Origin of the sequence: Alteracholeplasma palmae J233 (assembly GCF_000968055.1) — a bacterium.
Lineage (GTDB): Bacteria > Bacillota_I > Bacilli_A > Acholeplasmatales > Acholeplasmataceae > Alteracholeplasma > Alteracholeplasma palmae.
This window is the reverse complement of sequence record NC_022538.1, coordinates 1,053,717-1,079,453: the sequence shown is the minus strand read 5'-3', so window position 1 is coordinate 1,079,453 and position 25,737 is coordinate 1,053,717. Positions and strand designations below refer to the sequence as shown.

Here is a 25,737-nt window from a genome sequence, read left to right as displayed (position 1 = left end):
AAGGAGATATCATGACAGAAGTTGTTAGCGGCACCATAAAAACTTACTTATTTCATAATGCTGAAAATGGTTATTCAATTGCCAAAATTGAAACTGAAGACCATAAAACAATTACTGTTGTTGGCTATTTTCCAAAACTAAGTGATGATGTTTCATATGAATTTACAGGGAGTTATACAGAACACAATACTTACGGGAAACAATTTAAAGTAGATTCTTTTAAGCAGTTAGAAGTACAAACTAAATCAGGGCTAGTGAGTTATTTATCTAGCTCTTTTTTTGTAGGTATTGGACCTAAAACAGCCTTTAAAATTGTTGAAACTTTTGGTGAAACAGCAATTGAACAAATTATTAAAGATCATACTATTTTATCTAAAATAGGTTTTACTGAACTTAAAAGTAAAAAATTATATGATCAGTTAAAAGAAAATAAAAAAGAAGAAGAGATATTAGTAGAACTTTACGGATATGGACTTACAAGTAAAGTTGCATTAAAACTTATTAATACATATCATGATGATACGCTTATTAAGCTAAAAGAAGATCCTTATAGATTAATGTATGAAATAGATGGATTTGGTTTTAATAAAGCACATGCAATTGCTAAAAAATTTGGACTATCTAATGCTGACTTAAGAAGTATTAAAGCTTCGATTATTTATACATTAGAAACTCTTTCTTACCAAAATGGACATTTATACACAACTAAATTTGAAATTTATGAAATGGTAAGAGGATTACTTAAAGAAGATTTACCTATTGAGGATGCCTTAGAGGAACTTGTTAACGAAAAAAAGATTATTCTAGAAAATAATAATTACTTTTTAGCAGTTATTTATCATACTGAACTAGCTCTTTCTGATAAAATTAAACATTTATTAAACGATTCCTTTGATTTAGATAATGATAGTTTAGCTGATTTAATCAGTTTTGTTGAAAAACAAAAAGGTATTACATATACTAACCTTCAAAAACAAGCAATTATTACGGCACTTAATAACCCTTTAACAATTATTACAGGTGGACCAGGTACAGGGAAAACAACAATTATCGATGGTATTATTAGTGTGTATCAATTATATTACGATGTTGATTTTAAAAAGAATTACCAACTAGCATTAATGGCCCCAACCGGCAGAGCTGCTAAAAGAATGGAAGAATTACTAGATTTAAAAGCTCAAACAATTCATAGACAACTAGGATACAACTATGATGGGAAATTCACATTTGATGAAAATAATCCAATAAGAGAGAAATTATTAATTATTGATGAAGCATCAATGATAGATATCTTTTTAGCTAAAAAGTTATTTGATGCGATAAGAGTGAATCATCAAGTGATTATTGTAGGTGATGAAGATCAACTACCATCAGTTGGCCCGGGAAATGTATTAGGAGATATGATTGCGTCAAAAGTCATACCTACTGTTAAATTAAATGAAATCCACAGACAAGCTAAAGATTCTCATATTATTACCCTGGCAAGAAGTATTAATGAACAAAACTTAACAGATGATTTATTAATGACAAACGAAGATGTTTATTTTAAAACAGGTAATATTCCAGAAATTAAGAATATGATTTTAAGTCAAATCAAAGGTGCTTTAGAACAAGGATATAGTTTAAAAGATGATATAGAGGTCTTAATACCAATGTATAAAGGTGATTTAGGTATTGATGAAATCAATAAACTCATTCAGTCAACGTTTAATCCTAATATCAAAAACGAAGGATTAAACTATAACGATAAAACCTTTTTCTTGCATGATAAAGTGATTCAATTAGTCAATGACCCTGAAAGAAATGTAATGAACGGCGATATAGGACTTGTAACAGAGTTTTCATACGACAATGATTCTAAACCTTTTTTGGAAGTATCGTTTGATGAGACAAAAGTGAGATACTATAAACAAGACTTAGAAGAATTAAATTTAGCTTACGCAATCAGCATTCATAAATCTCAAGGAAGTGAATACCCTATTGTTATACTTCCTGTTGTAAGACAATATATGCATATGTTAAAAAAAGAATTAATTTATACAGCTATCACAAGAGCAAAAAAGTATCTACTAATTTTAGGAAATATGGAAATACTCAAATTTGCCTCTAATCAATTAGCGGAAAAAAGAAAAACTATGTTAGCTCAAAGATTAAGCAGTATGAATCAAGTAAATGATTCAGATGATATTTCTCCATATGACTTTTTAGATTAAATAAGCATTTAAAACTTGATTGTAAGTTATAGAATAAAGTGGTAAAATATGAATAAAGACTAGCAAAGCAGGCAGAATAATATTTCTGCTTGCTTTTTATTTTAAAAAGTTAAGTAAAACTATTGATTATTTATCTAAAACGACTTATAATATAGACAGTGTCCAAGATAACGGACAACAATAAATAGGAGGCATTGAAAATGTCAACAATTAAAGATATCATTGTAGAGTATTACCGCATTCCACTTCCTGAATTAGTAAGTGATGCGAAACATGGCGTTCATACGCATTTTGAAGTACCAATAGTTAAAGTTATCACTGATGATAATAGAGTTGGTGTTGGATATACATATACAGGAGGGTTTGGCGGACGTTCAGTTGCTAAACTTATCCAAATTGAATTAAGAAATGCATTATTAGGAAAAGATCCTGCTAATGTAGAACATTTATGGGAAGTGATGCAAACTGCAGTTCACTATTTAGGTCACGGTGGTTTAGCAAGCTTTGCGATTTCAGCTGTAGATATTGCTTTATGGGATTTAAGAGCTAAAAAAGCAGGAGAACCATTATATAAATTACTAGGTGGATCATCTAACGAAGTCTTCACATATGGTGGAGCAATCGATTTAAGTTTCCCATTACCAAAATTATTAGCACACCATAAGAAATATCTTGATATGGGATTAAAAGCAATCAAAATTAAAGTAGGACAAAAAACATTAGCAGAAGATATTGAAAGAGTTAAAGCATTAAGAGAAATGATTGGACCAGATACTTTATTCATGGTAGATGCTAACATGAGCTGGACTGTTGAACAAGCAATTAAAGCAGCTCGTGAATTCTTGAAATATGATATTTTATTCTTAGAAGAACCAATTGATCCAAACAATTATGAAGGACATAAGATAATTGCAGATAGAACCGGTATGGCAATTGCTGCTGGCGAAAACTTAAGAACTCCAATGGAATTTGCTCATTTAATTAAATATGGACAAATTGGATTCCCTCAACCAGATGCTTCAAACGTAGGTGGTATTACAGGATTTATGAAGGTTGCTGCAATTTCACATGTGAATAATTTACCAGTATCAGCACACGGTATGCAAGAATTACATGTAAGTTTACTTGCTGCATTACCAAATAAAGGATACTTAGAAATGCACAGTTTCCCAATTGATCAATATACTACAAGACCTCTTGTAATTGATAAAAAAACTGGTTATGCTATTGCTCCTGAAGAACCAGGAACAGGTGTAACATTTGATTTTGAAAAATTAGCTCCATTTAAAGAAGAATTCTAAGGAGTATTATAATGAAAATTTATGAAATCAAAAATGAGTATCAAACACTTAAAGTTTTAGATCAAGGTGCTACGATGTATCAGTGGCTAGCATACGAAGATAAAAAAAATATTATTTTAACAAATAAAGATTTAAAAGTATATGATGGACCAAGAACTGGTTTTTATGGAAATACAATTGGTAGAGTCGCAAACAGAATTAAAGATGGCAAGTTTGAAATAGACGGTAAAGTCTATCAACTAAACAGAAACTTTGCTGGTAATCACGGTGGGCATGGCGGACCTACAGGGTTTTATATGAGAACTTTTGATGTTATAAAAAAGACAGATGAAGAAATAGTATTAAGATACTTATCTAAAGATGGTGAAGAAGGTTACCCTGGTAATCTAACCCTAGATGTTTCATACAAACTAGATAAGAACCAATTATTAGTTACATATACTGCCACAACAGATAAAAAGACACCAATTAACATAACCAATCATGTACATTTTAACTTAAGTGAAGAAAATACAATTTTAAATCATAAATTAAAAGTCTCTGCAAATAAATTTTTAGATACAGATGAGTTCAGTATTCCAAGTGGTCAATTAATAGATGTTACAAACACTCCGCTTGACTTTAGAAAAGAAGTAAGAATAGGTGATATTATAGAAGATCCATTTTTGCAAAATTCATCTAAAAAAGGAATTGACCATAATCTAGTATTTGAAAAAAATAATCACACAGTTTTATTAACATACAAAAATAAATCATTAAAAATGGAAACAAGTTATCCTAGTTTACAAATATATTCCATGAATTTTCCATCAGGTCAAATGTTGACAAGAGATGTTATCGTCAATAAATATCATGGAATAGCTTTTGAATCACAATATGAAATAGATGCAGTCAATCATCCTGAATTTAGCAATATCATATTAAAACCAGGTGAAACATTTAAACAAACTGTTACATACACATTAGAAGAAAAGTAGAAGTTAGCATTTGCTAGCTTCTTTTTCATTTTTAAAAAGCACATCAAGTGCACGAGCACGAAAAACTCAATTTAAAGCCTAAAAGATTGACTTTGAAAGCCTTAACATGCTATTATCAGTTTAAAGAACTACATATGGAGGCAACATGATAGAAAATATGAATATTTCATTTTTAGATAGGTTAAAAGAAGAAAACTTACCAATTCATGGAATCATAGTAGAACAAGATGATAAGGTACTACTAGAAAAGTATTACGAACCATTTAATAAACATACAATGCATAGAATGTATTCAGTGACTAAAACATTTGTAATGCTAGCAGTTGGTCTTTTATATACACAAAAGAAATTAAAACTTGAAGATAAGATTTATCAATACTTTTCTTTTGATGTGAAACATGAAATGATTAAGAAAATGACAGTTAAAGATCTTCTTACGATGCAAACAAGTTTTTTATCAACTACGTATAAGAGATCTACTAAAGACTACTTAGAAAGCTTTTTCACCTTAGAACCAGAAAAAGAACCAGGTACTTTATTTGCTTATGATACTTCTGCTTCATATGTACTATCAGCCTTAGTGGAAAGTATCACTCAAATGGATATGTTAGAATATCTTAAGATAGAAATTCTAAATGATCTAGGTTTTACTAAAGAAAGTTATATCATAAAAACATATGAAGGTATTTCACATGGCGGTTCTGGATTAATGTGTAGATTAGAAGATTTGTTTAAAGTAGGAAATTTCATCAAAAATTTAGGAAGATCTAATCATAAACAATATATTGATATAGATTATATGAAACAAGCGATTTCTAAACAAACTGATACTTTTCTTGCTACAGAAGGACCAGATTTTAGATACGGTTATGGTTATCAATTATGGAAAAATAGATATGGAGGATTTACCTTATTTGGTATGGGAGGTCAAATTTATTATTATAATCCTATTAAAAATATGTCATTAACAGTTTATGCAGACCTACAAAGCATTCAAAGTGGTAGTCAAAAAATAATCGATCTATTTAATAATTTTTTTGATAAAAAAGAGCAGAATACTAAAAAATATTTTCTAATAGATAAAAGAATTTCTAATAACAATAATTTTAGTAAGTTATATCAAGACGATAAAAATAGAGTTTTTTTAGAAATCATTGAGGATAAAGCACATATTAATCTTAATGGCATAGAAATCAATTTTTCTACTAGTAACTATAGTAAAGGTATTTTAGAAAATAAATATCCTTATATAGCCTATGCTAATGAAAAAGAAAAGGGACTTAATTTAACAGTTTACTTAATTGGAGAAAATCTAGGTACCATTTTAATGGATATTTATTATGATAAAGACCTAATTAGTATCTATTCGAAGGGATATGCAGAAACCATACTAAATCACTTTAATTTAAATATAAATATAAGAAATGAGGAAAAGTAAATGAGTAAGAAAAAATATGTAATTGTTGGTGTCGGTGGGCGTTCTAGAATGTTTTATGAAGCAATCGCGACAACATATAAAGAAACATCAGAACTATTAGCTATTTGTGATATGAGTCAAACTAGAATGGACTTCACAAATAAAGCACTAAAAGAATTAGGTTATCAAGAGGTTAAAACGTATCACTATCTAGACTTTGATAAGATGCTAGATGAGTTAAAACCTGATTATGTTATTGTAACAAGCATTGATAGAACTCACCATGATTATATTATTCGATCAATGAGAAAAGGCTGTGATGTGGTTACTGAAAAACCAATGACAATTGATGCAGAAAAAATCCAAGAAATCTTAGATGTTCAAAAAGAAACAGGAAGAAACATTAAAGTAACCTTTAACTATAGATATTCACCAAACAATACTAAAGTGCGTGAATTAATTTCAACAGGAGTGATTGGGCAAGTTTTCTCTGTTCATTTTGAATGGTTATTAAATACACAACATGGTGCAGATTACTATAGAAGATGGCATAGAAATAAAGTAAATAGCGGTGGACTACTAGTTCATAAATCAACACACCATTTTGATTTAGTTAACTTTTGGTTAAATGCTAATCCTAAAAGAGTCTTTGCCTTTGGGGAAAGAAACTTTTATGGTAAAGAAAATGCAGAAAAAAGAGGAATTACTAAATTTTATGACAGATGTCATGGCAATGTAACACCTGAAGAAGATCCTTTCGCAATCGATTTAGAATCTAATGAAACATTAAAAGGTCTTTATTTAGATGCCGAAAAAGACAGTGGTTATATAAGAGATAGAAGTGTCTTTGCAGATGACATCTCAATTGAAGATACAATGGGAGTTATTGTTCAATATGATTCTAAAGCAATCTTAACATATTCTTTAAACTCCTATATGCCATGGGAAGGATACAATGTATCTATCAATGGATCTAAAGGTAGAATAGAATATAATGTAATAGAAAAATCATATATTAATGCAGGTGGAGAAAAATCTGATGAAGGAGCTACTCTTAAGAAACAAATTATTGTTCATCCAATGTTTGGAAAGCCATATGAAGTACACTTTGTAGAAGGTAAAGGTGGGCATGGCGGAGGAGATAATGTCATGCTAGATTTTATCTTTGGAGAACCCAAAGAAGATAGTTTCAATAGATCAGCTAATCAAATTGATGGAGCTAAATCAGTATTAACTGGGGTTGCGGCTAATAAAGCAATTGCTAGTGGAGAAGTAGTTGAAATAGATTCATTAGTTAAGTTTTAAAAACTAAATGATTATAAAAATAGTATAATACATGAAATGATGGTTGCTTAAATTTAGTGAGTTTAAGCAACTGTTTTTATAATTATTAATATATGATAATGATAACTATAGAAATCTATGGATTCGAATTTTTATTTAATGACTCTAATTCAGCATTAGTTTGGAACGATTGCAACTTCTATGAATTAAGAGAAGAATATAATAATGGGATTATCAATAAAGATAACTTGCTTTCAATTTCAAACCAGACAAATAAGTATATAAAAAATTAAAATATATTTAACATTTATAACATTTTTACTTTTAATGACAGTTTTGCCCTGTTCTATACTAGTAATAGTTGATAAAATAAAGATAGTAATTATAGAATTTCAGTATTTTTATTGTTTCAAAGTAAAGTGACGGAGGTGGTGATTAGATATAAAATGTATGTTCGAACAAATTTTAGAGATGTAAAGTATTTATCAGCATAAGGAATAGAATAGTAAAGAAAAAATGGATATAATAAACAATAATAAAAAATTTTGATTTGTAATATCACATATTTATCATTACTAGTAACAATCTCAATTTATAAAAATAAAGAGGAGAATATTAATTATATGAAAAAAATATTATGTTTGCTTTGCTTAATAACAAGTAGTACCCTACTAATGGGATTTATGTCTGTTGAAGCACTTGAAACGGAACCTGAAGATAAATATAGTCCTTATGAAGATGTATATGTTCCTCCAATGCAATTTTCTGAACAAAGAATAAGTGAATTAGGAATGCCAGAAACATATGATGTCGGTGATATAGTCGTGCACAAAGGGTGGACTCAAGGTAGCGGAGATAAGTATGAAAGTAATAACAATTTTTCTAATGCTACAACTATAAATAGAACTAGCACTATATACGCTACACTTCATACCAATGCTTGGTGGAATGGAAATGATAATGATCAAGACTATTTTAAGTTTGTTACTAGAACAAAGATCGAGTTGGCACTCACCTTGGAATCACTGCCAAGTGGATGTGATTATGATGTTAAAATCTATGACTGGAATATGCAATTTGTACCTGGTAGTGGTGGCTATAAAAGTGGTAATGCAAATGAATTGATTAATATTACGCTTGGTGCTGGAACATATTATGTTCATGTCTATTCAATGTTTGATCATAATAATGATTCTGATACATACGAACTAAAACTAAATTCATCAACTCTAACAGGAACAAGTTTTTACTTGTCGGCTGAAAATAAAGCACAATACAAAGCAGCAGTTTGGACAAGTCACTACTTTCCTAACAATATAGATCCAGATAACTATGAGGGAAAACCTATTTATGAGACAATAGCTAATCATTCTGGTGTAAAAAATACTGGTAATTTTGATAGTTTTTTAACTATGTCAAACAATGCATCTACAACTAAGTATTTATCTAGAGTATTGTTTGTTTGGGGTGCTGAAGAAAAAAGACAGATTGCTAATGATTTAGAAAAAATATACAATGAATTAGGACGCTATTCAGATAATCTTTTTATGAAACTGCAAACTAGCGCTTCGAAAGCAAGTCTTGGCATAGCTTTGATTGCATTAATTCCAGGAGCAGCAGAAGCTGCCTTAACAAATATCAGCTTGGGGTTATCTGCCTTTTCCATACTTCCATCAGGAAATTCTAAACGTGTTGATGAACACCGAGCTTGGCTAAGTGCCTTAATTGTTACTCTTAGAACTTCAGCAGATGTACAAGGAGAACAAGTGATTCGTATTACATCGTGGTATAGTTGTGAATTTGTTTCCACATCAAGACCGGGGTCTTATGGCGGTGGAGGATATATTTATGTTAAATTTCACTGGACAGATACATCGCTTGAAAGTCTAAGTCATAATAGTAATTATATCAATTACTATCAAGGAAATAATATATTCTATGGTGATGTTACCCCGATTATAGATATATCGGATTTTGGTAAAATATTCAAATGAAAACAAACGATATATTGAAATGTCCTATATGTCAAAATGACATGGTTAAAGGATATATACCTAACTTTAGAGATAATATTGCTTGGTATCCTTATAATCGTAAGTGGCGCCTAAAATGGCGTTTTAGAATGGCTGAGAATAGTATAAACCTTCACAACGACGAAGATAAAACTTACTACTGCATATCCTATTTTTGTGATCATTGTAAAAAAATTATAATTGATATACCAGAACCAGAAGAAGATGAAATTGAAAAAGTATTCAAAGGCTATACATTTGATTCTAAAAAATAAATTAAGTCATTTTTATCTTATAAATATAATGTTATAATTTAATCTATTTAAGAGGGAAAAAACATTGTAATTCCCTCTTTTTCTATAACATATTTAAGAATAAATTTTTTTTATAGTTATTTTGTCTATTAATGAAAATTCTAGAATATCAAGATACAAAAAAAGAACTAATTTCTATTTTATCTAGAAAATTAATTCTTAATCTATTATTTTATATGTTTAACTTTATCAATGAGTTTCTTTCTTTCACTAAGTGCTTTTTCATAAGCACTTTCTTCTTTAGGAACATAATAATGTTTACTTAGTAAATTATCAGGAATATATCTTTGACTATTTAAACTATTAACATCATCATGAGGATAATGATAAATACTAGGGTCTTTTTTAATTTCTCTATTTAAAGCTTGATTAGGAATCTTACCAGCATGACCATTAGAAAAATCATCTATTGCTTTATCTAAAGCAGTATAAGCACTGTTTGACTTAGGAGATAAACTTAAATCTATAACAATATTAGCCAGTGGAATTCTAGCTTCAGGCATCCCCAACATCTTAGCAGCCTCGCAAGCCGCTAAAACCTTTTGTCCCATCGTTGGATTAGCCAGACCAATATCTTCATAAGCAATGACAATTAAACGTCTGTAAATGATTTCTAAGTCACCTAATGTAATAAGCCTTGCTAGATAATGTAGACCAGCATCAACATCAGAGCCTCTAATTGATTTTTGTAAAGCACTTAAATTATCATAGAAATGATCTTCACCACCATCTAGGGCAAGTTGTGCTTTACCAGCTACACTTCTAACAATGTTAGATGTTAGTGTATCACCATCGTTTAAAACTAAAGAAGCAGCTTCTAAAAGATTTAAAGCACTTCTAATTTCAAAATTAGAAAATCTAATAATTGTATCAAGTGCTTCTGGTTTTACTTTAATATCAACTTCAAGACTATGAACAGATTTTAATAAAGCTTTTTTTATATCTTCATCTAAAAGAGATCTCACTTCATATAAATGACATCTAGAACGAATAGCAGCATTAATGCTTTGATAAGGATTGACTGTTGTCATACCAATGACAACTGCCTTACCATTTTCCATAAACGGTAATAAATAATCTTGAATATCTTTTTTCATTCTATGAATTTCGTCTATTACTAGTAATACATTGTGATAAGTTGTTGTGTTTAAAATATCAACTAATCTAGATTTATTATCAGTAGAGGCATTAAAAAAATAAGTATCTAACTGACTTTTTTCTGAAAAAAGCATTGCGATAGTAGTTTTACCAGTTCCCGGTAAACCATATAAAATAAATGATAAATATTTATTTTTTTCTAACATTTTTGTTAAAACACCATTAGAACCTACTAAATGGTCTTGTCCATAAACATCATCAAAGTTTTTTGGACGCATGCGATAAGCTAAAGGTTGCATATAATCAACTCCTACTTAAATATTATATCATATACTGACCTTGTAAAATTGCTCGTTTTAGATTAAAATATAGATACACGAAAAAGCATTCGCTTTTTTAATTTAGTCGGAGGACATTAAGAACATGAATTTAAAAGATTATATTGCTTCAGTAGCTGATTTTCCTAAAGAAGGAATTTTATTTAGAGATATTACGCCTTTAATGTTAAATGGGAAGGCATATAAATATGCATCAGATGAATTTACTACATTTGCTAAAGAACAAGAAGCAACTCTAATAGTTGGACCAGAAGCAAGAGGATTCATTTTTGGTTGTCCAGTTTCTGTTAACTTAGGAATAGGGTTTGCCCCAGTAAGAAAACCTGGTAAATTACCAAGAGAAGCACAAAGTGTTACATACGACTTAGAATATGGAACAAATACATTATCTATACACAAAGATGCTATTAAAAAAGGTGATAGAGTACTTATTATAGATGATTTGCTTGCAACAGGTGGAACTGTAGAAGCGACCATCTCATTAGTTGAATCATTAGGTGGAATTGTTGTTGGATTAGCATTTTTAATAGAATTAGAAGAATTAAACGGAAGAGATAAAATTAAACAATACCCAGTTAAAGCACTTATGAAATATTAGAAAAGAAGGTGGCTTTATGCAAGTAGACCCATTATATGAAGCATTATTAGATGATGTTTCAAAATATATTACTAAAAAAGAAGATTTAGATAAAATTGAAAAAGCCTACTTGTTAGCTAAAAGCAAACACACAGGTCAAATGCGTCGTAGTGGAGAACCGTATATTATTCATCCGGTTGCTGTTACACGTATTTTGGCTGGACTTAATGCGGGTCCTAATACACTTGTTGCAGGTTTATTACATGATATAGTGGAAGATACAGATGTTACTTTTGATGATTTAACACAAATGTTTGGTAAAGATGTAGCAAGCCTAATTGATGGTGTCACGAAACTAACTAAACTATCATTCAATCAAGAAGGCACGCAGTCTGATAATCATCAAAAAATGTTGCTTGCGATGGCAAGAGATATTCGAGTGGTTATTATTAAAATTGCAGATAGACTACATAATATGCGAACGCTTGACTTTATGCCTAAAGATAAACAAGTTAGGATTGCTTCAGAAACTTTAGAAATTTATGCGCCCTTAGCACACCGCTTAGGACTTTTTAGGATTAAAGCAGAACTTGAGGATAGATCTTTAAGATATACTGATCCAGGTATGTATTATAAAGTTAATAATTTAATCAAGTTAAAAATGGAACAAAGAGAACATTCAATAGAACTTGTTATAGAAAATATAAAAACAATGTTTAAAGAATATGATTTAAATCAGTATGAAATTAAAGGAAGAATCAAAAATATCTATAGTATCTATAAAAAAATGGTTAAAAATAATAGAGATTTTGAAGATATTTATGACTTACTTGCGGTAAGAATTATTGTTGATAAAGTTGAAAACTGTTATCAAGCGCTAGGATTAATTCATGCAAACTATACTCCTATTCCTAGAAGATTTAAAGACTATATTGCTGTTCCTAAACCCAATTTATATCAATCACTTCATACAACTGTTTTAGCAAATGATGGAACATTATTTGAAGTTCAGATTAGAACTAAAGAGATGGATGATATTGCTGAAAATGGTATTGCTGCTCACTGGGCTTATAAAGAAAATAAAGCATACTCCAAAGAAAAAGAACAATTTGAAATTGCTGAAAAACTTAAATGGTATGGCGAACTTCTTAAGATGTCAGAAGACGATGATGATAGAGACGGTGGATCAGAATCATTTGTTGAAACAGTAAAAAGTGATATCTTAAGTGCTAATGTATATATTTTTACTCCAAAAGGACAAGTAGTTGAATTACCAAAAGGATCTACGCCTATTGACTTTGCTTTTAGAATACATACTGATTTGGGAACAAGAATGGTTGGAGCAATCGTTAATGATAGAATTGTCCCTCTTGAATATGAATTAAAAACAGGAGATATTATTAGTATTAAGATTAATAAAAATTCTTCTGGTCCTAGTGATGACTGGTTAAAAATAGCCAAAAGTTCACATGCAAGACATAAAATTAAGGGATTTTTAAATAAAAAGAATAAAGACTTTTTAGTTCAATCTGGAAAAGATCAGTTAGAAAAAGAATTCATTGCTAATAAAATCACACAATCACTAGATGATAATTTTGTTAAGAAAAACTTTGAAAAGAATATGATCTCAACTTTATCCGATTTATATCATGAAATTGGTAAAAACACGATAAGTGTTAAAACAGTAATCAATAAAATTGTTCAACCAGAAGTAGATAAAGAAGCCATGCTTCAAAAACAAATGGAAAAAGCTACCAGACAAATTATTGCACAAAGTGAAACTGGAGTAATTGTAGATGGACTAACAAATCCACAATTAAAACTTGCAAATTGCTGTACACCAGTATTAAATGATGAAGTAGCAGGATATGTTACTAAAGGGAGTGGTATTGTTATTCATAGACTAGATTGTCCTAATTTATCAGAATATGATAAAAATAGATTAATTCCTGCTTACTGGGGAAAAAATGTAACTAGAAAGTTTGGAACATGGGTAAAATTAGTAGGAACAACCAGAGACTCACTTATTTCAGAAGTAATTACAACCATTAATGCTTTAGGCATATCTATTTTGGAAATGAATGCTGTTTCTAACACTAAATTAGAATCTACAGTAAAGTTAAAAGTATCAGTTGCTAATTTTGATGAGCTCAGTAAATTGATTGCTAATTTACATAAAGTATCCCAAGTTTATCAAATAGAAAGAGATATCAGATGAAAGTAGTTGTACAAAGAGTAACAGAAGCCAATGTAACTGTTTCAAATAAAGTAATTGGATCAATCAACGAAGGGTTATTAGTTTATGTTGGATTTACCTTGGAAGATACTGAAGAACACGTTAATAAAATGATTCAAAAAATTATTAAATTAAGAATTTTTGAAGATAGTGAACAAAAAATGAATTTAAATATTCTAGATGTGAAGGGATCTTGTTTACTTATTTCACAGTTCACCCTTTATGCCGATGCGTCTAAAAACAATAGACCATCCTTTACTAAAGCACTCAATAGAGAAAAAGCATCTTTGTTATATCAAACATTTGTAAAAAAAATGAAAGAATTTATTCCAACTGAGGAAGGAGAATTCGGTGCTGATATGAAAATAGCCTCTATTAACAATGGGCCCGTTACAATCATCATCGAAATATAACAATGATAAATAAAAAACTAATCAACATATTAGTCTTACTGGCAATTATCTATGTAGCAATTTTACTAATTCCTTATGCATTTCCTGTTGCTAAAAGGATTCTTATTGCCTTATTACCATTAATATTTGCCTTTATTCTAGCTTTTGTCTTAAATCCTGCAGTCAACTTCTTAGAAAGATTTAAAGTTCATAGGGGACTTGCAATTGTTATTTTATATTCAACAGTCATTATAGGAATAACACTTATTGTTATTTATATTATTAAACCAGCTGTTCCTAATTTAACTAATCTTTCAAATGGGGTTAGAAATATTATTACTGAAATTGGACAACTATTTAATATCAATACAGATGAGTTTTCTAATTATGTTGTAGAATTTGTAGATAAAGTTGTCGCACGAATTAATAACTTATTTACCGCTACCAATGGTACGGTGGAAGAAGTTGCTCAAATTTTTATTGGGGCAATCGTAATGGTGATTGTAGGTATTACTTTCTTATTTAATTTTAATAAGATTAAACAAAAAGTAACCGAACACTTGAAAGAAAAAAATGAACATACATATCAATATGTCAAAACATTAAGTACAGAATTAAACAATTATGTAAGAGTAGAAATTATTATTGCAGGTATTCAATTTTTAGAATATACAACCTTATTTTTAATATTATCTATATTTAACCATGCTTTATTACCGTATGCTTTAATTGTTGGGATTACAGCATCTGTTTTATCTTTAATACCTTATTTTGGAGGATATTTATCGATAACATTTTCTGGAATTGTCATTATGGGAGTTGCTCATGCCGCAATTCCAATTCTAGGATTAATTATTTTTATGCTCATTTTCCCTCAATTAGATGGTTATGTTATTAACCCTAAAATTTATAAAAAGCAGCTAAAAATAAATCCTGTTATCTCTATTGCTTTTGTCTTAGTTGGAAGTGCAGTATTTGGCATTTATGGAACGATTCTATCTTTACCAGTCTTAGTGATTACTGTGATTACTTATAGATATTACCATGAGCCTATTAAATCTAAATTAAAACAAATGAAAGATTCAATATAGATTGACAAAAAGATGTAAATCTTATATGATATTAATATAATTAAATCAGTTGATGAGAAAGAATAGACTTATAATAATTTTTATTAAAGCGAGCAATGTTGGTGAAAGATTGCATAAAAAGTATAAGCAGACACCTTTTGAGACTAATCTATTTTTAAGTGCTATAACAATTGTTATAGAACTAAGGTGGTACCGCGATTAATTCGTCCTTAGAGTTTTATTTAAGGACGTTTTTATTTTATTAAGAAAGGAATGTTCATATGGCATCTTCAGTATTGTTTTCAAACTATATGTTAAGAGATATTCAACTAGATGACTATAAAGATCTTTTTGAGTATGGTTCTGATTATAAAGTAATCAAATTACTCAGTTGGGGACCCTACTTAACAAAAACTGAAGCCTATGATACGATTAAGTACCACTTTTTAGAAAGGCCTAAAAGAGGACTTCCTGTCGGATATGCTATTGTTGATTTAAAGTTAAATAAAATGATTGGAACACTAGACTTTCATACAATCCACCCTGATAACACAGTAGAAATCGGATATGTCCTTAATTCTAATTATTGGAATCAAGGCATCATGAAAAAAGCAGTATCTAAGCTCATTAAAATAGGTTTTTTCCAGCTTAATTATGAAACACTACTCATAGGACATGCTGAATCTAATTTGGCAAGTATGAAGGTAATTAAAGCTAATCATTTTAAATTGATAGAAATAAAAAAAATGAATTATTATAATAGATTTGAACAAGAATATGAAGATACTTACTGGTATCAACTAACAAAAAAGGAGTACGAAAATGATTACAAAGGTTAAAGGAACATATGATTTATTATTTGATGAAACAAGAAGATGGCAAGCACTTGAACAAAAGGTGAGAAAAATATTTGAAGTCTACAATTATTCAGAAATTAGAACACCTATTATGGAATATAGTAAAGTTTTCCATAGAGAAACAGAACAATCAGAAATGGTGACTAAAGAAACCTATAATTTTTTAGATAGAAGTGATAGAGAACTAACTCTAAGACCAGAAGGAACGGCTGGTGTTATTAGAAGTTACGTTGAAAATAAACTTTATGTCAATCAAGATGTATCTAAGTTTTATTATATGGGACCTAATTTTAGATATGAAAGACCACAAAAAGGAAGATATCGTCAATTCAGTCAATTTGGTATCGAAGCTGTTGGATCTGATAGCCCTTATCTAGATATTGAGGTTGTATCACTTGCTTATGAAACAATTAAAAGATTAGGCTTAAAGGGAGTAAGAGTTAGAATCAATACCTTAGGTGATGCAGAATCTAGAAAAAACTATCAAGAAATTCTTGTTGATCACTTTAGTAAACACAAAGAAACTCTATGTGAAGATTGTCAAAAAAGAATTGATAAAAACCCATTAAGAATTCTAGATTGTAAAATTGATAAAGATCACATTGCCTTACAAACTGCCCCAGTTCCAGCAGAACATTTAACACCAGCTGCGCACGAACGTTATATGCTTGTATTAAAAGGTTTAAATGAGGCAAATATTCCATATGAAACAGCACCTAAACTAGTAAGAGGATTAGATTACTATAGTCATACAGTATTTGAAATAGAAGCTGATATTGAAGGTTTTGGAGCACAAAATGTTTTAGGCGGAGGCGGATGTTATCAAAAATTAGTCCAAGAACTAGGAGGACCAGACCTAAGTGGAATCGGATTTGCTTTTGGGATGGAAAGACTTTTATTAGCACTTGAAGCTGAAGATATTTCATTAATTGATGAAGATAAATTAGATGCTTATATTCTAACTTTTGATAATAAAGATAGTTTAGTATCAACCACACTTTTAAATCAATTAAGAAGTAATGATATTAAAGCTGAAATGAATTATATGAATAGAAATTTTAAAGGACAACTTAAACAAGCAATTAAGCAAAATGCTTCTTACTTACTAATATTAGGTGAAGAAGAAATTAAGAATCAAATGATTACAATTAAAAATACAAAAACAGAAACACAAGAAACAATCCCTAATAAGATTGTGGTTAAACACTTAAAGGAGTTACTTAAAAAATGAAAAATAAATACACACACCATAACAATGAACTGACACTTAATAATGTAGGAGAAGCTGTTTTATTAAAAGGTTGGGTTGCTAAAAAAAGAAACTTAGGTGGATTAATCTTTATTGACTTACGTGACCATTTTGGTATCACTCAATTAGTCATTAGACCAGAACATCCACAATATGAACTCATTTCATCTTTAAAATCTGAATATGTAATTGAAGTATCTGGAACAGTTTTAGAAAGAGAAAATAAAAATAACCAAATAATAACAGGACAAATAGAAGTAGATGTTAAAAATCTAGTTTTACTAAACGAATCAGAAACTCCTGTAATTAGTATGCAAGAAGAGTCAGAAAGTTTAGAAGAAACAAGACTTAAATATAGATATCTTGATTTAAGAAGACCAAGTGTACAAAAATACTTAATTAAAAGACATGAAATCACACAATCTATTAGACAAACACTGTTAAATAACAAATTCTATGAACTAGAAACACCTATTCTAGCAAAATCTACTCCAGAAGGTGCTAGAGACTATTTAGTTCCATCACGTCTATATGAAGGCCAATTTTATGCCTTACCACAATCACCTCAAATCTTTAAACAATTATATATGGTTGCTGGATTTGAAAAATACTTCCAAGTAGCTAAATGCTTTAGAGATGAAGACTTAAGAGCCGATAGACAACCTGAGTTTACACAAATAGACGTTGAAGCCTCTTTTATCACACAAGAAGATATTATGGAATTAACAGAAGAAGTATTCGCCAATTTATTTAAAAATGTACTAAACAAAAAAATAACTTTACCATTACAAAAAATGGATTATAAAGATGCTTTAAATTTATATGGTAGTGATAAACCAGATACGCGTTTTGAATGTTTAATAGAAGACTTAACATCAATACTTAATGGTTATGCAATTCCTCTTTTTGAAGGAAAAGAAACTATAAGAGCCATCCGTGTCAAAAATGATAAATCAATTACTAGAAAAAAACTAGATGAATATGCAGCTTTAGTTAAAAAACATCATGGTGAAGCATTAGCTTTCTTAAGAAAAGAAAACGGACAATTATCAGGTTCTATTGCTAAATTCATTGAAAAAGAAGATTTCATTTTAGAAGATGAATTAGTATTGATTGTACCTGGTAAAACAGAAAATGTTTTACCAGCATTAGGTGCACTTAGATTAAAAGTAGCATCTGATCTTAATATGATTGATGAAACAAAAGATAACTTACTATGGGTAGTTAACTGGCCATTATTAGAATATGATAGTGAAGAACAAAGATATTATGCAATGCATCACCCATTTACAGCACCACAAGATGCGCATATTTTAGAAAATAACCCAAAAGATTCACTTGCACAAGCATATGATATTGTATGGAATGGTTATGAAGTTGGCGGAGGATCTATTAGAATCCACAGACAACAAGTTCAAAATTTAATGTTTAAAACACTTGGATTTAGCCAAGAAGAAATTAAGAGTAAATTTGGTTTCTTTGTTGAAGCGTTAAAATATGGTACACCACCACACGGAGGAATAGCTCTAGGACTTGATAGAGTTGTGATGCTAGCAACCAAAACAAATAATATTAAAGATGTTGTTGCTTTCCCTAAAACACAAAGTGCTAAAGATTTAATGTTAGAAGCTCCAGATTTTGTAGAACCTATTCAATTAAAAGAATTAAATATTAAGGTAGATAGTAAAAATGAATAAAATCTATTTAGCGGGTGGTTGTTTTTGGGGCGTAGAAGCTTATTTTAAACAATTAAAAGGTGTTTTAGACACTAAGGTAGGCTATGCTAATGGTAATAAAGAAAACCCTACATACGAAGAAGTATGTAGTGGTCTTTACCATTTTTCTGAAGCTATTGAAATTATATACACAAATGAAGTGAGACTAGAAACAATATTAGAACACTTTTTTAGAATCATTAATCCTTTTTCCTTAAATAAGCAAGGAGGAGATATCGGCATTCAATATAGAACAGGCATCTATTATGAAACACTAGAAACAAAAGAAATAGCACTTAAATTCATAGAGAAAAAACAAAGTGAAAGTTCACAAAAAATAGTAGTTGAAGTAGAACCTTTAGTTAATTTTTATGATGCTGAAAAATATCATCAAGATTATTTAACTAAAAATCCAAATGGTTATTGTCATATTGATTTGGGACTTTTAAAAGATGAGGAGAAAAAATGAAACGACAAAAATATATTTCATGGGATGAATATTTTATTGGAGTAGCACAATTATCTGCTTTAAGAAGTAAAGATCCAAGTACACAAGTTGGCGCTTGTATTGTTAATACTGATAAAAGAATTATAGGCATTGGATATAATGGTTTACCTAGTGGCTGTGAAGATGATGAATTTCCATGGGAAAGAGAAAATAAGAGCATTGTAGATACTAAATATCCCTATGTTGTTCATGCTGAGGCAAATGCTATTTTAAATGCTACCAGAGAAACTAAAGGTTCTAGCATATATGTAACATTATTTCCTTGTAACGAATGTATGAAATTAATCATTCAAAGTGGTATTAAAGAAATAGTCTATGTTTCAGATAAATATAGTGAAACAGACTTACACAAGGCTGCATTTAAAATGATGAAAGCTGCAAATATTTCGTATAGACAAATAAATGCTAGTGAAGTAGTGAAAAATGACTAAATTTAAGAAAATCTTTTTTACATGTCTTTTCGCTTATTGTTACGTTATGATGGCTTTAATTATACCAACAGATTACCAAGTAACCGCGCCAGGCACAATCGGTAGTGTATCAGAAGATATCTTAATTGATAATAAAACCAATACACTAGATCTATATACTATTTCAGTTTATTATAAAACAAAAATAACACCATTTGAAAAAATGGTTTTTGGTCTTTCTCAATCTATGGATACAGATAAAATGTCTGCTTATGAAAGTAGTTTAACAAAAAAAGAGGAGTCTCTTCAAGGACAAATTTCTAAAGAAGCCTCATATCAAATGTCCTTAATTAAAGCTTTTGAATTAGCTAAAATGAAAAAAACTGATATTGATTTTACTTCTAATTTTTTAGGACTAAAAGTTTATTACAGTGAGTTAGAACAAAGAGAAAGTTTAAAAATAGGAACTTTAATTAAAAGTATCAATGGATTTAACACCTATGAAGAAATGATAAATAGTATTAAGAAGGATAAAAACTATAGTTTTTTATTAGAAGATGGCACTACAGTTTCCTTTGCTAGTGGGAAAAAATACTTATTTTATCCATATTATTCATTTGAAAGTAAAACATCAAACATTGATCTTAAAGGATTAAACACATACACTGGTGGACCTTCAGGTGGAATGATGCAAACCCTGCACATATACGCAAGTTTATTAAACTATGAAAAAATAAATTCAAAAATTGTTGGGACTGGGACAATTAATAACGATGGAACAATAGGGAAAATTGGTGGAGCTACACAAAAAATTTATACTGCAAATAGATATAAAGCCAATCACTTTTTCATGGCTAAAGATAACTACGATGAAGAATTGAAAGTAATAGAAAAATTTCCTAATATGAAAATTTATCGAATAGAAACTATAGAACAGGCGGTAAAAATACTAGATGAAATATATACTAAACTTCATTAAAAAATATCAAGATTTGAATAGTAAATTAAACTCCAGAGTTACTTTTAAACAAACAGGACTCGCACTTATTTACGCTCTTTTGACAACAGTTGTTATTATCGCTCCTTTTATACTCATAACAATTCAATTATTTATGTTTGCAAGCCTACAGTGGTTATGGGTAACTATTTTATTTATCTTTATTAATTTAGCAGTCTTTTCATATTTTTACTTTAACTATTTTTATCTAAAAAAATAAATAAAAGTATCAGTGGAGCAAATACTAAACTTTTATTTTTAACAGAAAGTATATCAGTTTCTATATTTATGACAATTTTTGGTATAATAGTTTTAATAAAAATATTAAGCGTGGTGTAAAAAAATGATAATAGGACTTATAAGTATTATAGTATTAATAGGATTAGATCAAGGTACAAAGTATCTTATGAAAGAAATATTAACAGGAAGTAAAACGATTGTTGCTATCCCAAATTTATTAGAGTTTAATTACTATGAAAACACTGGGGCAGCATTTGGATCTTTTCAAGGACATCAATTACTGTTTTTCGGAATTACCATTGTTGTTCTACTTGTTTTAGGATACTTATTTACTAAAGTTGATTTTAGTAAGAAAAAAGTATACTCAATTAGTCTAGTTTTATTGATTGCTGGAACTTTAGGAAATGCTATTGATAGACTTATATTAGGGTATGTAATTGATTTTTTACATATGCCGTTTATTCAATATATATTATTTGGAAATAACTTTATCTTTAATTTAGCGGATGCCTTTTTAACTTTTGGAGTGATTTTGTTTGCTATTGATATTTTATTTTTAGAAGATAAAAGAAAGAAGAAAACAAATGAAGCAATTTAAAATAACAACAGATGATATTGGGCAACGACTTGATCACTATTTAACTCAAAATCTAGATTTAACAAGAAGTAGAATTCAACAATTAATTAAAGAAGAACATATTCTTATTAATGATAAAAAAGAAAAAACAGGATATATCTTAAAGTTAGATGATCTTATAACAGTTATTATTCCAGAGGTTAAAACACTAGAGTTAAAACCTGTAGATTTAAAACTAGATATCGTTTATGAGGATTCAGATATTCTAGTAGTTAATAAACCTCAAGGGTTAGTTGTTCATCCGGCTAGTAGCTATAATGAACCTACCTTAGTTCATGGACTTTTACATGAAATAGATGATTTAAGTGATATCAATGGGACATATCGACCAGGGATTGTTCATAGAATAGATAAAGATACAAGTGGGCTTTTAGTAGTAGCTAAAACGGATAAAGCACATAAAAAATTATCAGAAGATTTAAAAGTTCATGATGTTAAAAGAGAATATATCGCAATTATTTATGGACACATTGAAGATAAGGGTAAGATAGATGCTCCAATTGGTAGACATAAAGTCAATAGACTAAAAATGAGTGTTACGCATGATGGTAAAGATGCAATTACTCATTTTGAAACAATTGAAAGATATAAAGGCTATTCACTTATTAGGTGTTTCCTAGAAACGGGGAGAACACATCAAATCAGAGTGCATTTAGCTTATATTGGACATCCTATTTTAGGTGATCCAATATATGGACCTAAAAAAGTATATGGGTCTTCTGGACAATATTTACATGCTAGAAAACTATCATTTAATCATCCTATAACTAATGACTTAGTAACTTTTGAAGTTGATGTTCCAGATAACTTTAAAGAAGTATTGAAAAAAATAGAAAACGAAGAAATATAAAAATGAGTATAGATTTCCTTTTAAAGGGGATTTATACTCATTTTTTTATTTGATTTTATTCCTAAACAATACCAAATTTTCTTATTTTTATAAAGGTACACCTTTATAAAATAGATAAAATAACAGACTATGTGTCTATATTCTAACATATTTAATAGAAAAAAGACAAAAACAATACCCAAAAAAAGCATTTATAGACAAAAAGATACCTTCATAAAGGTGTACCTTTACGAAGCAATATAAAGTATAAAATAACAAACTTTAACCTAATATTTTCTATTTCCTTTTTTTATGAATTTTGATACCTGTATCAGTATTCATATAAAAGATAAATGAAAAAAGCTTGAAATAAATGGTAGCAACAGCCATGATAATTTAACAGAAAATGATAGAACAGCCACTATAAAAAGATAAGATTTATAAGATATTTGCATAAAAGTGCAATTTAGTATTAAAAAATGAATTCAAAATAAGTATAAAAAGCATAAAAATTGATTCTAGTTACAATCTAAAGATTTGCTACTTAATAAAATATTGATTACTTTATTGATAAAGTTTATAAACTATAAAAGCATACTCCAAAAAGTTTTTTAAGACAAAAAAAGAGTTAATTGCTTTAAAAGAGTATAGAATTTTTTTTATAAATCAGATTACTAGAGGGATGGAGTGTGGTTAAAAATGAAAATTAAAATAAATATAGATAAAAATATGGTTATTTCTGTTGTTGGATTATTATACCCGCCCTCAATGGTTTTATTATCAATAGGACTCTATTATGAAGGTTATAAGTTACCAGCATTATATATTATATTATTTTTAATACTTAGTATCACTTGTGGATTAATAGTTGGATTAGTATATGGTGAAATAAGAGAAAAAAGCATAAAAAATGAAAAAGATCAAATTGCTGAAAAGGAAGATATCACATCAAGTGATGCGTGTGAAAAGTTAGATAGTTAATTAGATATTTAAAACAGGCAATAAAAAAATTAAAAAGGGATGAATCAAATGATAGAGACAATAAAAATAAAGAATGTAAAATACTTTAAAGAAGATATTCTTTTAAAATTAGGCAATTACCCTACTTTAGAGATTATAGGAAATAACAATTCGGGTAAAACAACTATTCTTAGATGTTTAGAAGAAATAAATAATTTTATAAAAGGAGAAGTTACTTCAAAAAACTTAGAATACATTAGTAATTATAATGAAGTATTCATTTATGAAATTAGTTTTATTATTAATGAAAAGAAGTTTCAATATGAATATAGAATTCAAAATAATAGTATTATATACGAAAGGTTAAGTGGACAATACGATTCATATTTTAAAGATATATATGTTAAAAATGAATCTAGTATAAAATTAGGTAAGCAAGTCACAGGGGATATTAAAAAGTACTTAGAACTGATCAAACTGGATGAAAAAAGACTTATATTACCTTTTTTAAGACATACTAAAGATAACGATCTATTTAGTGCAATCTTTGATGTACTCACTAACTGGAAGTTTATTTATAAATATGAAAACGAGGAACAATCTTCTAAAATTAAGGTAACTAAAATTTTAGATTCATTAAATGATACTTATAGTCTCATGTTATTCGATAATTTATATGATGGATTAGATACTGATATGATAGGAATATTGCTAGAATTTATGATAAGGAATACACAAATTATTTATACTAGCGTCAAACAAAATATTAAAATAGAAAAAGAAGATCATAATACGTACCTACTGTAAATAGTAATAAATAATTGCTAGTTTTAAAAAAGAATATACCTAAATAATTATAAGATGAGCTCACTAGGGCTCATTTTTTAATTTTAAGTATCAAAAAAGTACGAAAATAAAATAATAAGATAATGGCTTAATAGCCTTTTTTCGTTATTTCATTTTCGTAAAACGCTTACATTTTATATTGATTAACATTTTTTATGATGATATAATGAGGTTGCGAAAACGATTTCGAAAAGAGGGTAATAGTCCATGGTTAAGATAAAAGACATAGCAGAAGCATGCCAAGTATCAATCGGAACTGTCAGTAAAGCTTTAAATCGTTCTCATGAAATTAGTGAAGAAACAACTAGAAAAATCATTAAGAAAGCTAATGAACTTGGGTATGTAGCAAATTCTAATGCAAGAAGTTTAAAAACTAAACGCTCTTATAGTTTAGGGATTATTTATTTTGATAGTACAAACAGCGGATTAGAACACGAATATTTTAGTGTGATGTTAAATGGGATAAAAAAAGAAGCTGAAGAGTCGGGCTATGATGTTGTCCTCATTAGCAATAAAATAGGAGGACTTAAAAATTCTTATTTAAGTCATGCAAAATATAGAGGCTGTGACGGGGTGATTATTGTTTCAGCAGATTTCAAAAACCCTAAAATTACAACTTTAGTAGAATCTGACTTACCAACAGTGACTATAGATCATCTATTTCATAATCGTACAAGCATTCTATCAGATAATGTTAAAGGGCTAGAAACAATTGTTGAGTACCTACATGATAAGGGGCATAAAAAAATTGCCTTTATTCACGGAGAAGATACTGAAGTAACCAGAAACCGTTTAGCAAGTTTTTATCGCACATGCCAAAAATTAAAATTAGACATACCTGATAGTTATATTAAAGAAGCACAATATCATATTCCCAAATATAGTGGACTAGCAACTAGAGAACTTTTAGCCCTAGAGGATAGACCAACATGCATTATATATCCTGATGATTATTCTTACTTAGGCGGATTAACTGAAATAGAAAAGCATAAGTTAAAAATTGGAGAAGACATTAGTGTTGTAGGATATGATGGGATTTACTTATCTAGAGTTTTAAGACCTGTTTTAACAACCTATGTGCAAGATAGCAATAAAATTGGAATGATGGCAGCTAGAAAATTAATAGAAATGATTGAAAACCCGAAAACTTATATTCCAGAACAAGTTGTAATATCAGGCTATCTTCAACAAGGAAAGACTGTTAAAACACTGAATAGTTTATAAACATAGTTTAAACTATGATAATAAAAAAAGGAGAAT

Annotated in this window: 25 protein-coding genes; 24 read left to right on the top strand and 1 reads right to left on the bottom strand. The window is 29.0% G+C overall.

The window, feature by feature from the left end; translation table 11 throughout:
• Positions 1-11: 11 nt before the first annotated feature.
• The 8 genes from recD2 (at position 12) to BN854_RS04930 (ending at position 9,479) form a co-directional block, all read left to right on the top strand.
• Positions 12-2,213 carry an SF1B family DNA helicase RecD2 gene (recD2, locus tag BN854_RS04960; protein WP_026660571.1) on the top strand — a complete coding sequence of 734 codons (2,202 nt, stop codon included), beginning with the start codon at positions 12-14 and terminating at the stop codon, positions 2,211-2,213.
• 200 nt (positions 2,214-2,413) lie between these two features.
• Positions 2,414-3,514 carry a mandelate racemase/muconate lactonizing enzyme family protein gene (locus BN854_RS04955; RefSeq protein ID WP_026660568.1) on the top strand — a complete coding sequence of 367 codons (1,101 nt, stop codon included), beginning with the start codon at positions 2,414-2,416 and terminating at the stop codon, positions 3,512-3,514.
• A gap of 11 nt (positions 3,515-3,525) precedes the next feature.
• The gene (locus BN854_RS04950) at positions 3,526-4,491 is read left to right on the top strand and encodes an aldose epimerase family protein (RefSeq protein WP_026660560.1); all 966 of its coding nucleotides are present in this window, start codon (positions 3,526-3,528) and stop codon (positions 4,489-4,491) included.
• 145 nt (positions 4,492-4,636) lie between these two features.
• On the top strand, positions 4,637-5,929 hold the full coding sequence (locus BN854_RS04945) for a serine hydrolase domain-containing protein (protein WP_026660556.1): 1,293 nt from the start codon (positions 4,637-4,639) through the stop codon (positions 5,927-5,929).
• Complete coding sequence (locus tag BN854_RS04940) at positions 5,930-7,213, top strand: Gfo/Idh/MocA family protein (RefSeq protein WP_026660549.1); 1,284 nt, start codon at positions 5,930-5,932, stop codon at positions 7,211-7,213. It begins immediately after the preceding gene.
• A gap of 98 nt (positions 7,214-7,311) precedes the next feature.
• Positions 7,312-7,485: a hypothetical protein gene (locus BN854_RS07865; protein ID WP_157868347.1), complete on the top strand. Its 174-nt coding sequence runs from the start codon at positions 7,312-7,314 to the stop codon at positions 7,483-7,485.
• 330 nt (positions 7,486-7,815) lie between these two features.
• Entirely contained in the window at positions 7,816-9,186 is a 1,371-nt protein-coding gene (locus BN854_RS04935; protein WP_026660543.1) for a hypothetical protein, read from the top strand.
• Positions 9,183-9,479 carry a PF20097 family protein gene (locus BN854_RS04930; RefSeq protein ID WP_026660541.1) on the top strand — a complete coding sequence of 99 codons (297 nt, stop codon included), beginning with the start codon at positions 9,183-9,185 and terminating at the stop codon, positions 9,477-9,479. The genes BN854_RS04935 and BN854_RS04930 overlap by 4 nt, the downstream gene beginning before the upstream one ends.
• A 206-nt stretch (positions 9,480-9,685) precedes the next feature.
• Here BN854_RS04930 and BN854_RS04925 read toward each other — a convergent pair whose 3' ends face one another.
• On the bottom strand, positions 9,686-10,915 hold the full coding sequence (locus BN854_RS04925; protein WP_026660538.1) for a replication-associated recombination protein A: 1,230 nt from the start codon (positions 10,913-10,915) through the stop codon (positions 9,686-9,688).
• Positions 10,916-11,039: 124 nt separating this feature from the next.
• Here BN854_RS04925 and BN854_RS04920 point away from each other — a divergent pair, with 124 nt between their 5' ends.
• The 16 genes from BN854_RS04920 (at position 11,040) to BN854_RS04845 (ending at position 25,701) form a co-directional block, all read left to right on the top strand.
• Positions 11,040-11,552 (top strand): adenine phosphoribosyltransferase, encoded by a 513-nt coding sequence (locus BN854_RS04920; protein ID WP_026660528.1) that lies wholly within the window; start codon positions 11,040-11,042, stop codon positions 11,550-11,552.
• A gap of 16 nt (positions 11,553-11,568) precedes the next feature.
• Complete coding sequence (locus tag BN854_RS04915; RefSeq protein ID WP_026660522.1) at positions 11,569-13,749, top strand: RelA/SpoT family protein; 2,181 nt, start codon at positions 11,569-11,571, stop codon at positions 13,747-13,749.
• On the top strand, positions 13,746-14,180 hold the full coding sequence (gene dtd / locus BN854_RS04910) for a D-aminoacyl-tRNA deacylase (RefSeq protein WP_026660514.1): 435 nt from the start codon (positions 13,746-13,748) through the stop codon (positions 14,178-14,180). Before BN854_RS04915 ends, dtd begins: the two co-directional genes overlap by 4 nt.
• 2 nt (positions 14,181-14,182) lie before the next feature.
• Entirely contained in the window at positions 14,183-15,250 is a 1,068-nt protein-coding gene (locus BN854_RS04905) for an AI-2E family transporter (protein ID WP_026660506.1), read from the top strand.
• 260 nt (positions 15,251-15,510) lie between these two features.
• Positions 15,511-16,068: a GNAT family N-acetyltransferase gene (locus tag BN854_RS07490; protein WP_026660498.1), complete on the top strand. Its 558-nt coding sequence runs from the start codon at positions 15,511-15,513 to the stop codon at positions 16,066-16,068.
• The gene (gene hisS, locus BN854_RS04895) at positions 16,052-17,317 is read left to right on the top strand and encodes a histidine--tRNA ligase (protein ID WP_026660488.1); all 1,266 of its coding nucleotides are present in this window, start codon (positions 16,052-16,054) and stop codon (positions 17,315-17,317) included. Before BN854_RS07490 ends, hisS begins: the two co-directional genes overlap by 17 nt.
• Entirely contained in the window at positions 17,314-19,032 is a 1,719-nt protein-coding gene (aspS, locus tag BN854_RS04890) for an aspartate--tRNA ligase (protein WP_026660479.1), read from the top strand. Before hisS ends, aspS begins: the two co-directional genes overlap by 4 nt.
• Positions 19,025-19,519 (top strand): peptide-methionine (S)-S-oxide reductase MsrA, encoded by a 495-nt coding sequence (gene msrA, locus BN854_RS04885; protein ID WP_026660470.1) that lies wholly within the window; start codon positions 19,025-19,027, stop codon positions 19,517-19,519. The genes aspS and msrA overlap by 8 nt, the downstream gene beginning before the upstream one ends.
• Positions 19,516-19,989, top strand: coding sequence for a deoxycytidylate deaminase (locus BN854_RS04880; RefSeq protein WP_026660462.1), 474 nt, complete (start codon positions 19,516-19,518; stop codon positions 19,987-19,989). The genes msrA and BN854_RS04880 overlap by 4 nt, the downstream gene beginning before the upstream one ends.
• Positions 19,982-20,947 (top strand): S16 family serine protease, encoded by a 966-nt coding sequence (locus BN854_RS04875; RefSeq protein WP_026660452.1) that lies wholly within the window; start codon positions 19,982-19,984, stop codon positions 20,945-20,947. Before BN854_RS04880 ends, BN854_RS04875 begins: the two co-directional genes overlap by 8 nt.
• Positions 20,922-21,185 carry a hypothetical protein gene (locus BN854_RS04870; RefSeq protein ID WP_026660443.1) on the top strand — a complete coding sequence of 88 codons (264 nt, stop codon included), beginning with the start codon at positions 20,922-20,924 and terminating at the stop codon, positions 21,183-21,185. The genes BN854_RS04875 and BN854_RS04870 overlap by 26 nt, the downstream gene beginning before the upstream one ends.
• Before the next feature lie 123 nt (positions 21,186-21,308).
• Entirely contained in the window at positions 21,309-21,803 is a 495-nt protein-coding gene (gene lspA / locus BN854_RS04865) for a signal peptidase II (protein WP_026660435.1), read from the top strand.
• The gene (locus BN854_RS04860) at positions 21,790-22,692 is read left to right on the top strand and encodes an RluA family pseudouridine synthase (RefSeq protein ID WP_026660427.1); all 903 of its coding nucleotides are present in this window, start codon (positions 21,790-21,792) and stop codon (positions 22,690-22,692) included. The genes lspA and BN854_RS04860 overlap by 14 nt, the downstream gene beginning before the upstream one ends.
• A 678-nt stretch (positions 22,693-23,370) precedes the next feature.
• Complete coding sequence (locus tag BN854_RS04855; protein ID WP_026660419.1) at positions 23,371-23,652, top strand: hypothetical protein; 282 nt, start codon at positions 23,371-23,373, stop codon at positions 23,650-23,652.
• A 48-nt stretch (positions 23,653-23,700) separates the two neighbouring features.
• On the top strand, positions 23,701-24,438 hold the full coding sequence (locus BN854_RS04850; protein ID WP_026660410.1) for an AAA family ATPase: 738 nt from the start codon (positions 23,701-23,703) through the stop codon (positions 24,436-24,438).
• A 246-nt stretch (positions 24,439-24,684) separates the two neighbouring features.
• Complete coding sequence (locus BN854_RS04845) at positions 24,685-25,701, top strand: LacI family DNA-binding transcriptional regulator (protein ID WP_026660402.1); 1,017 nt, start codon at positions 24,685-24,687, stop codon at positions 25,699-25,701.
• Positions 25,702-25,737 lie beyond the last annotated feature (36 nt).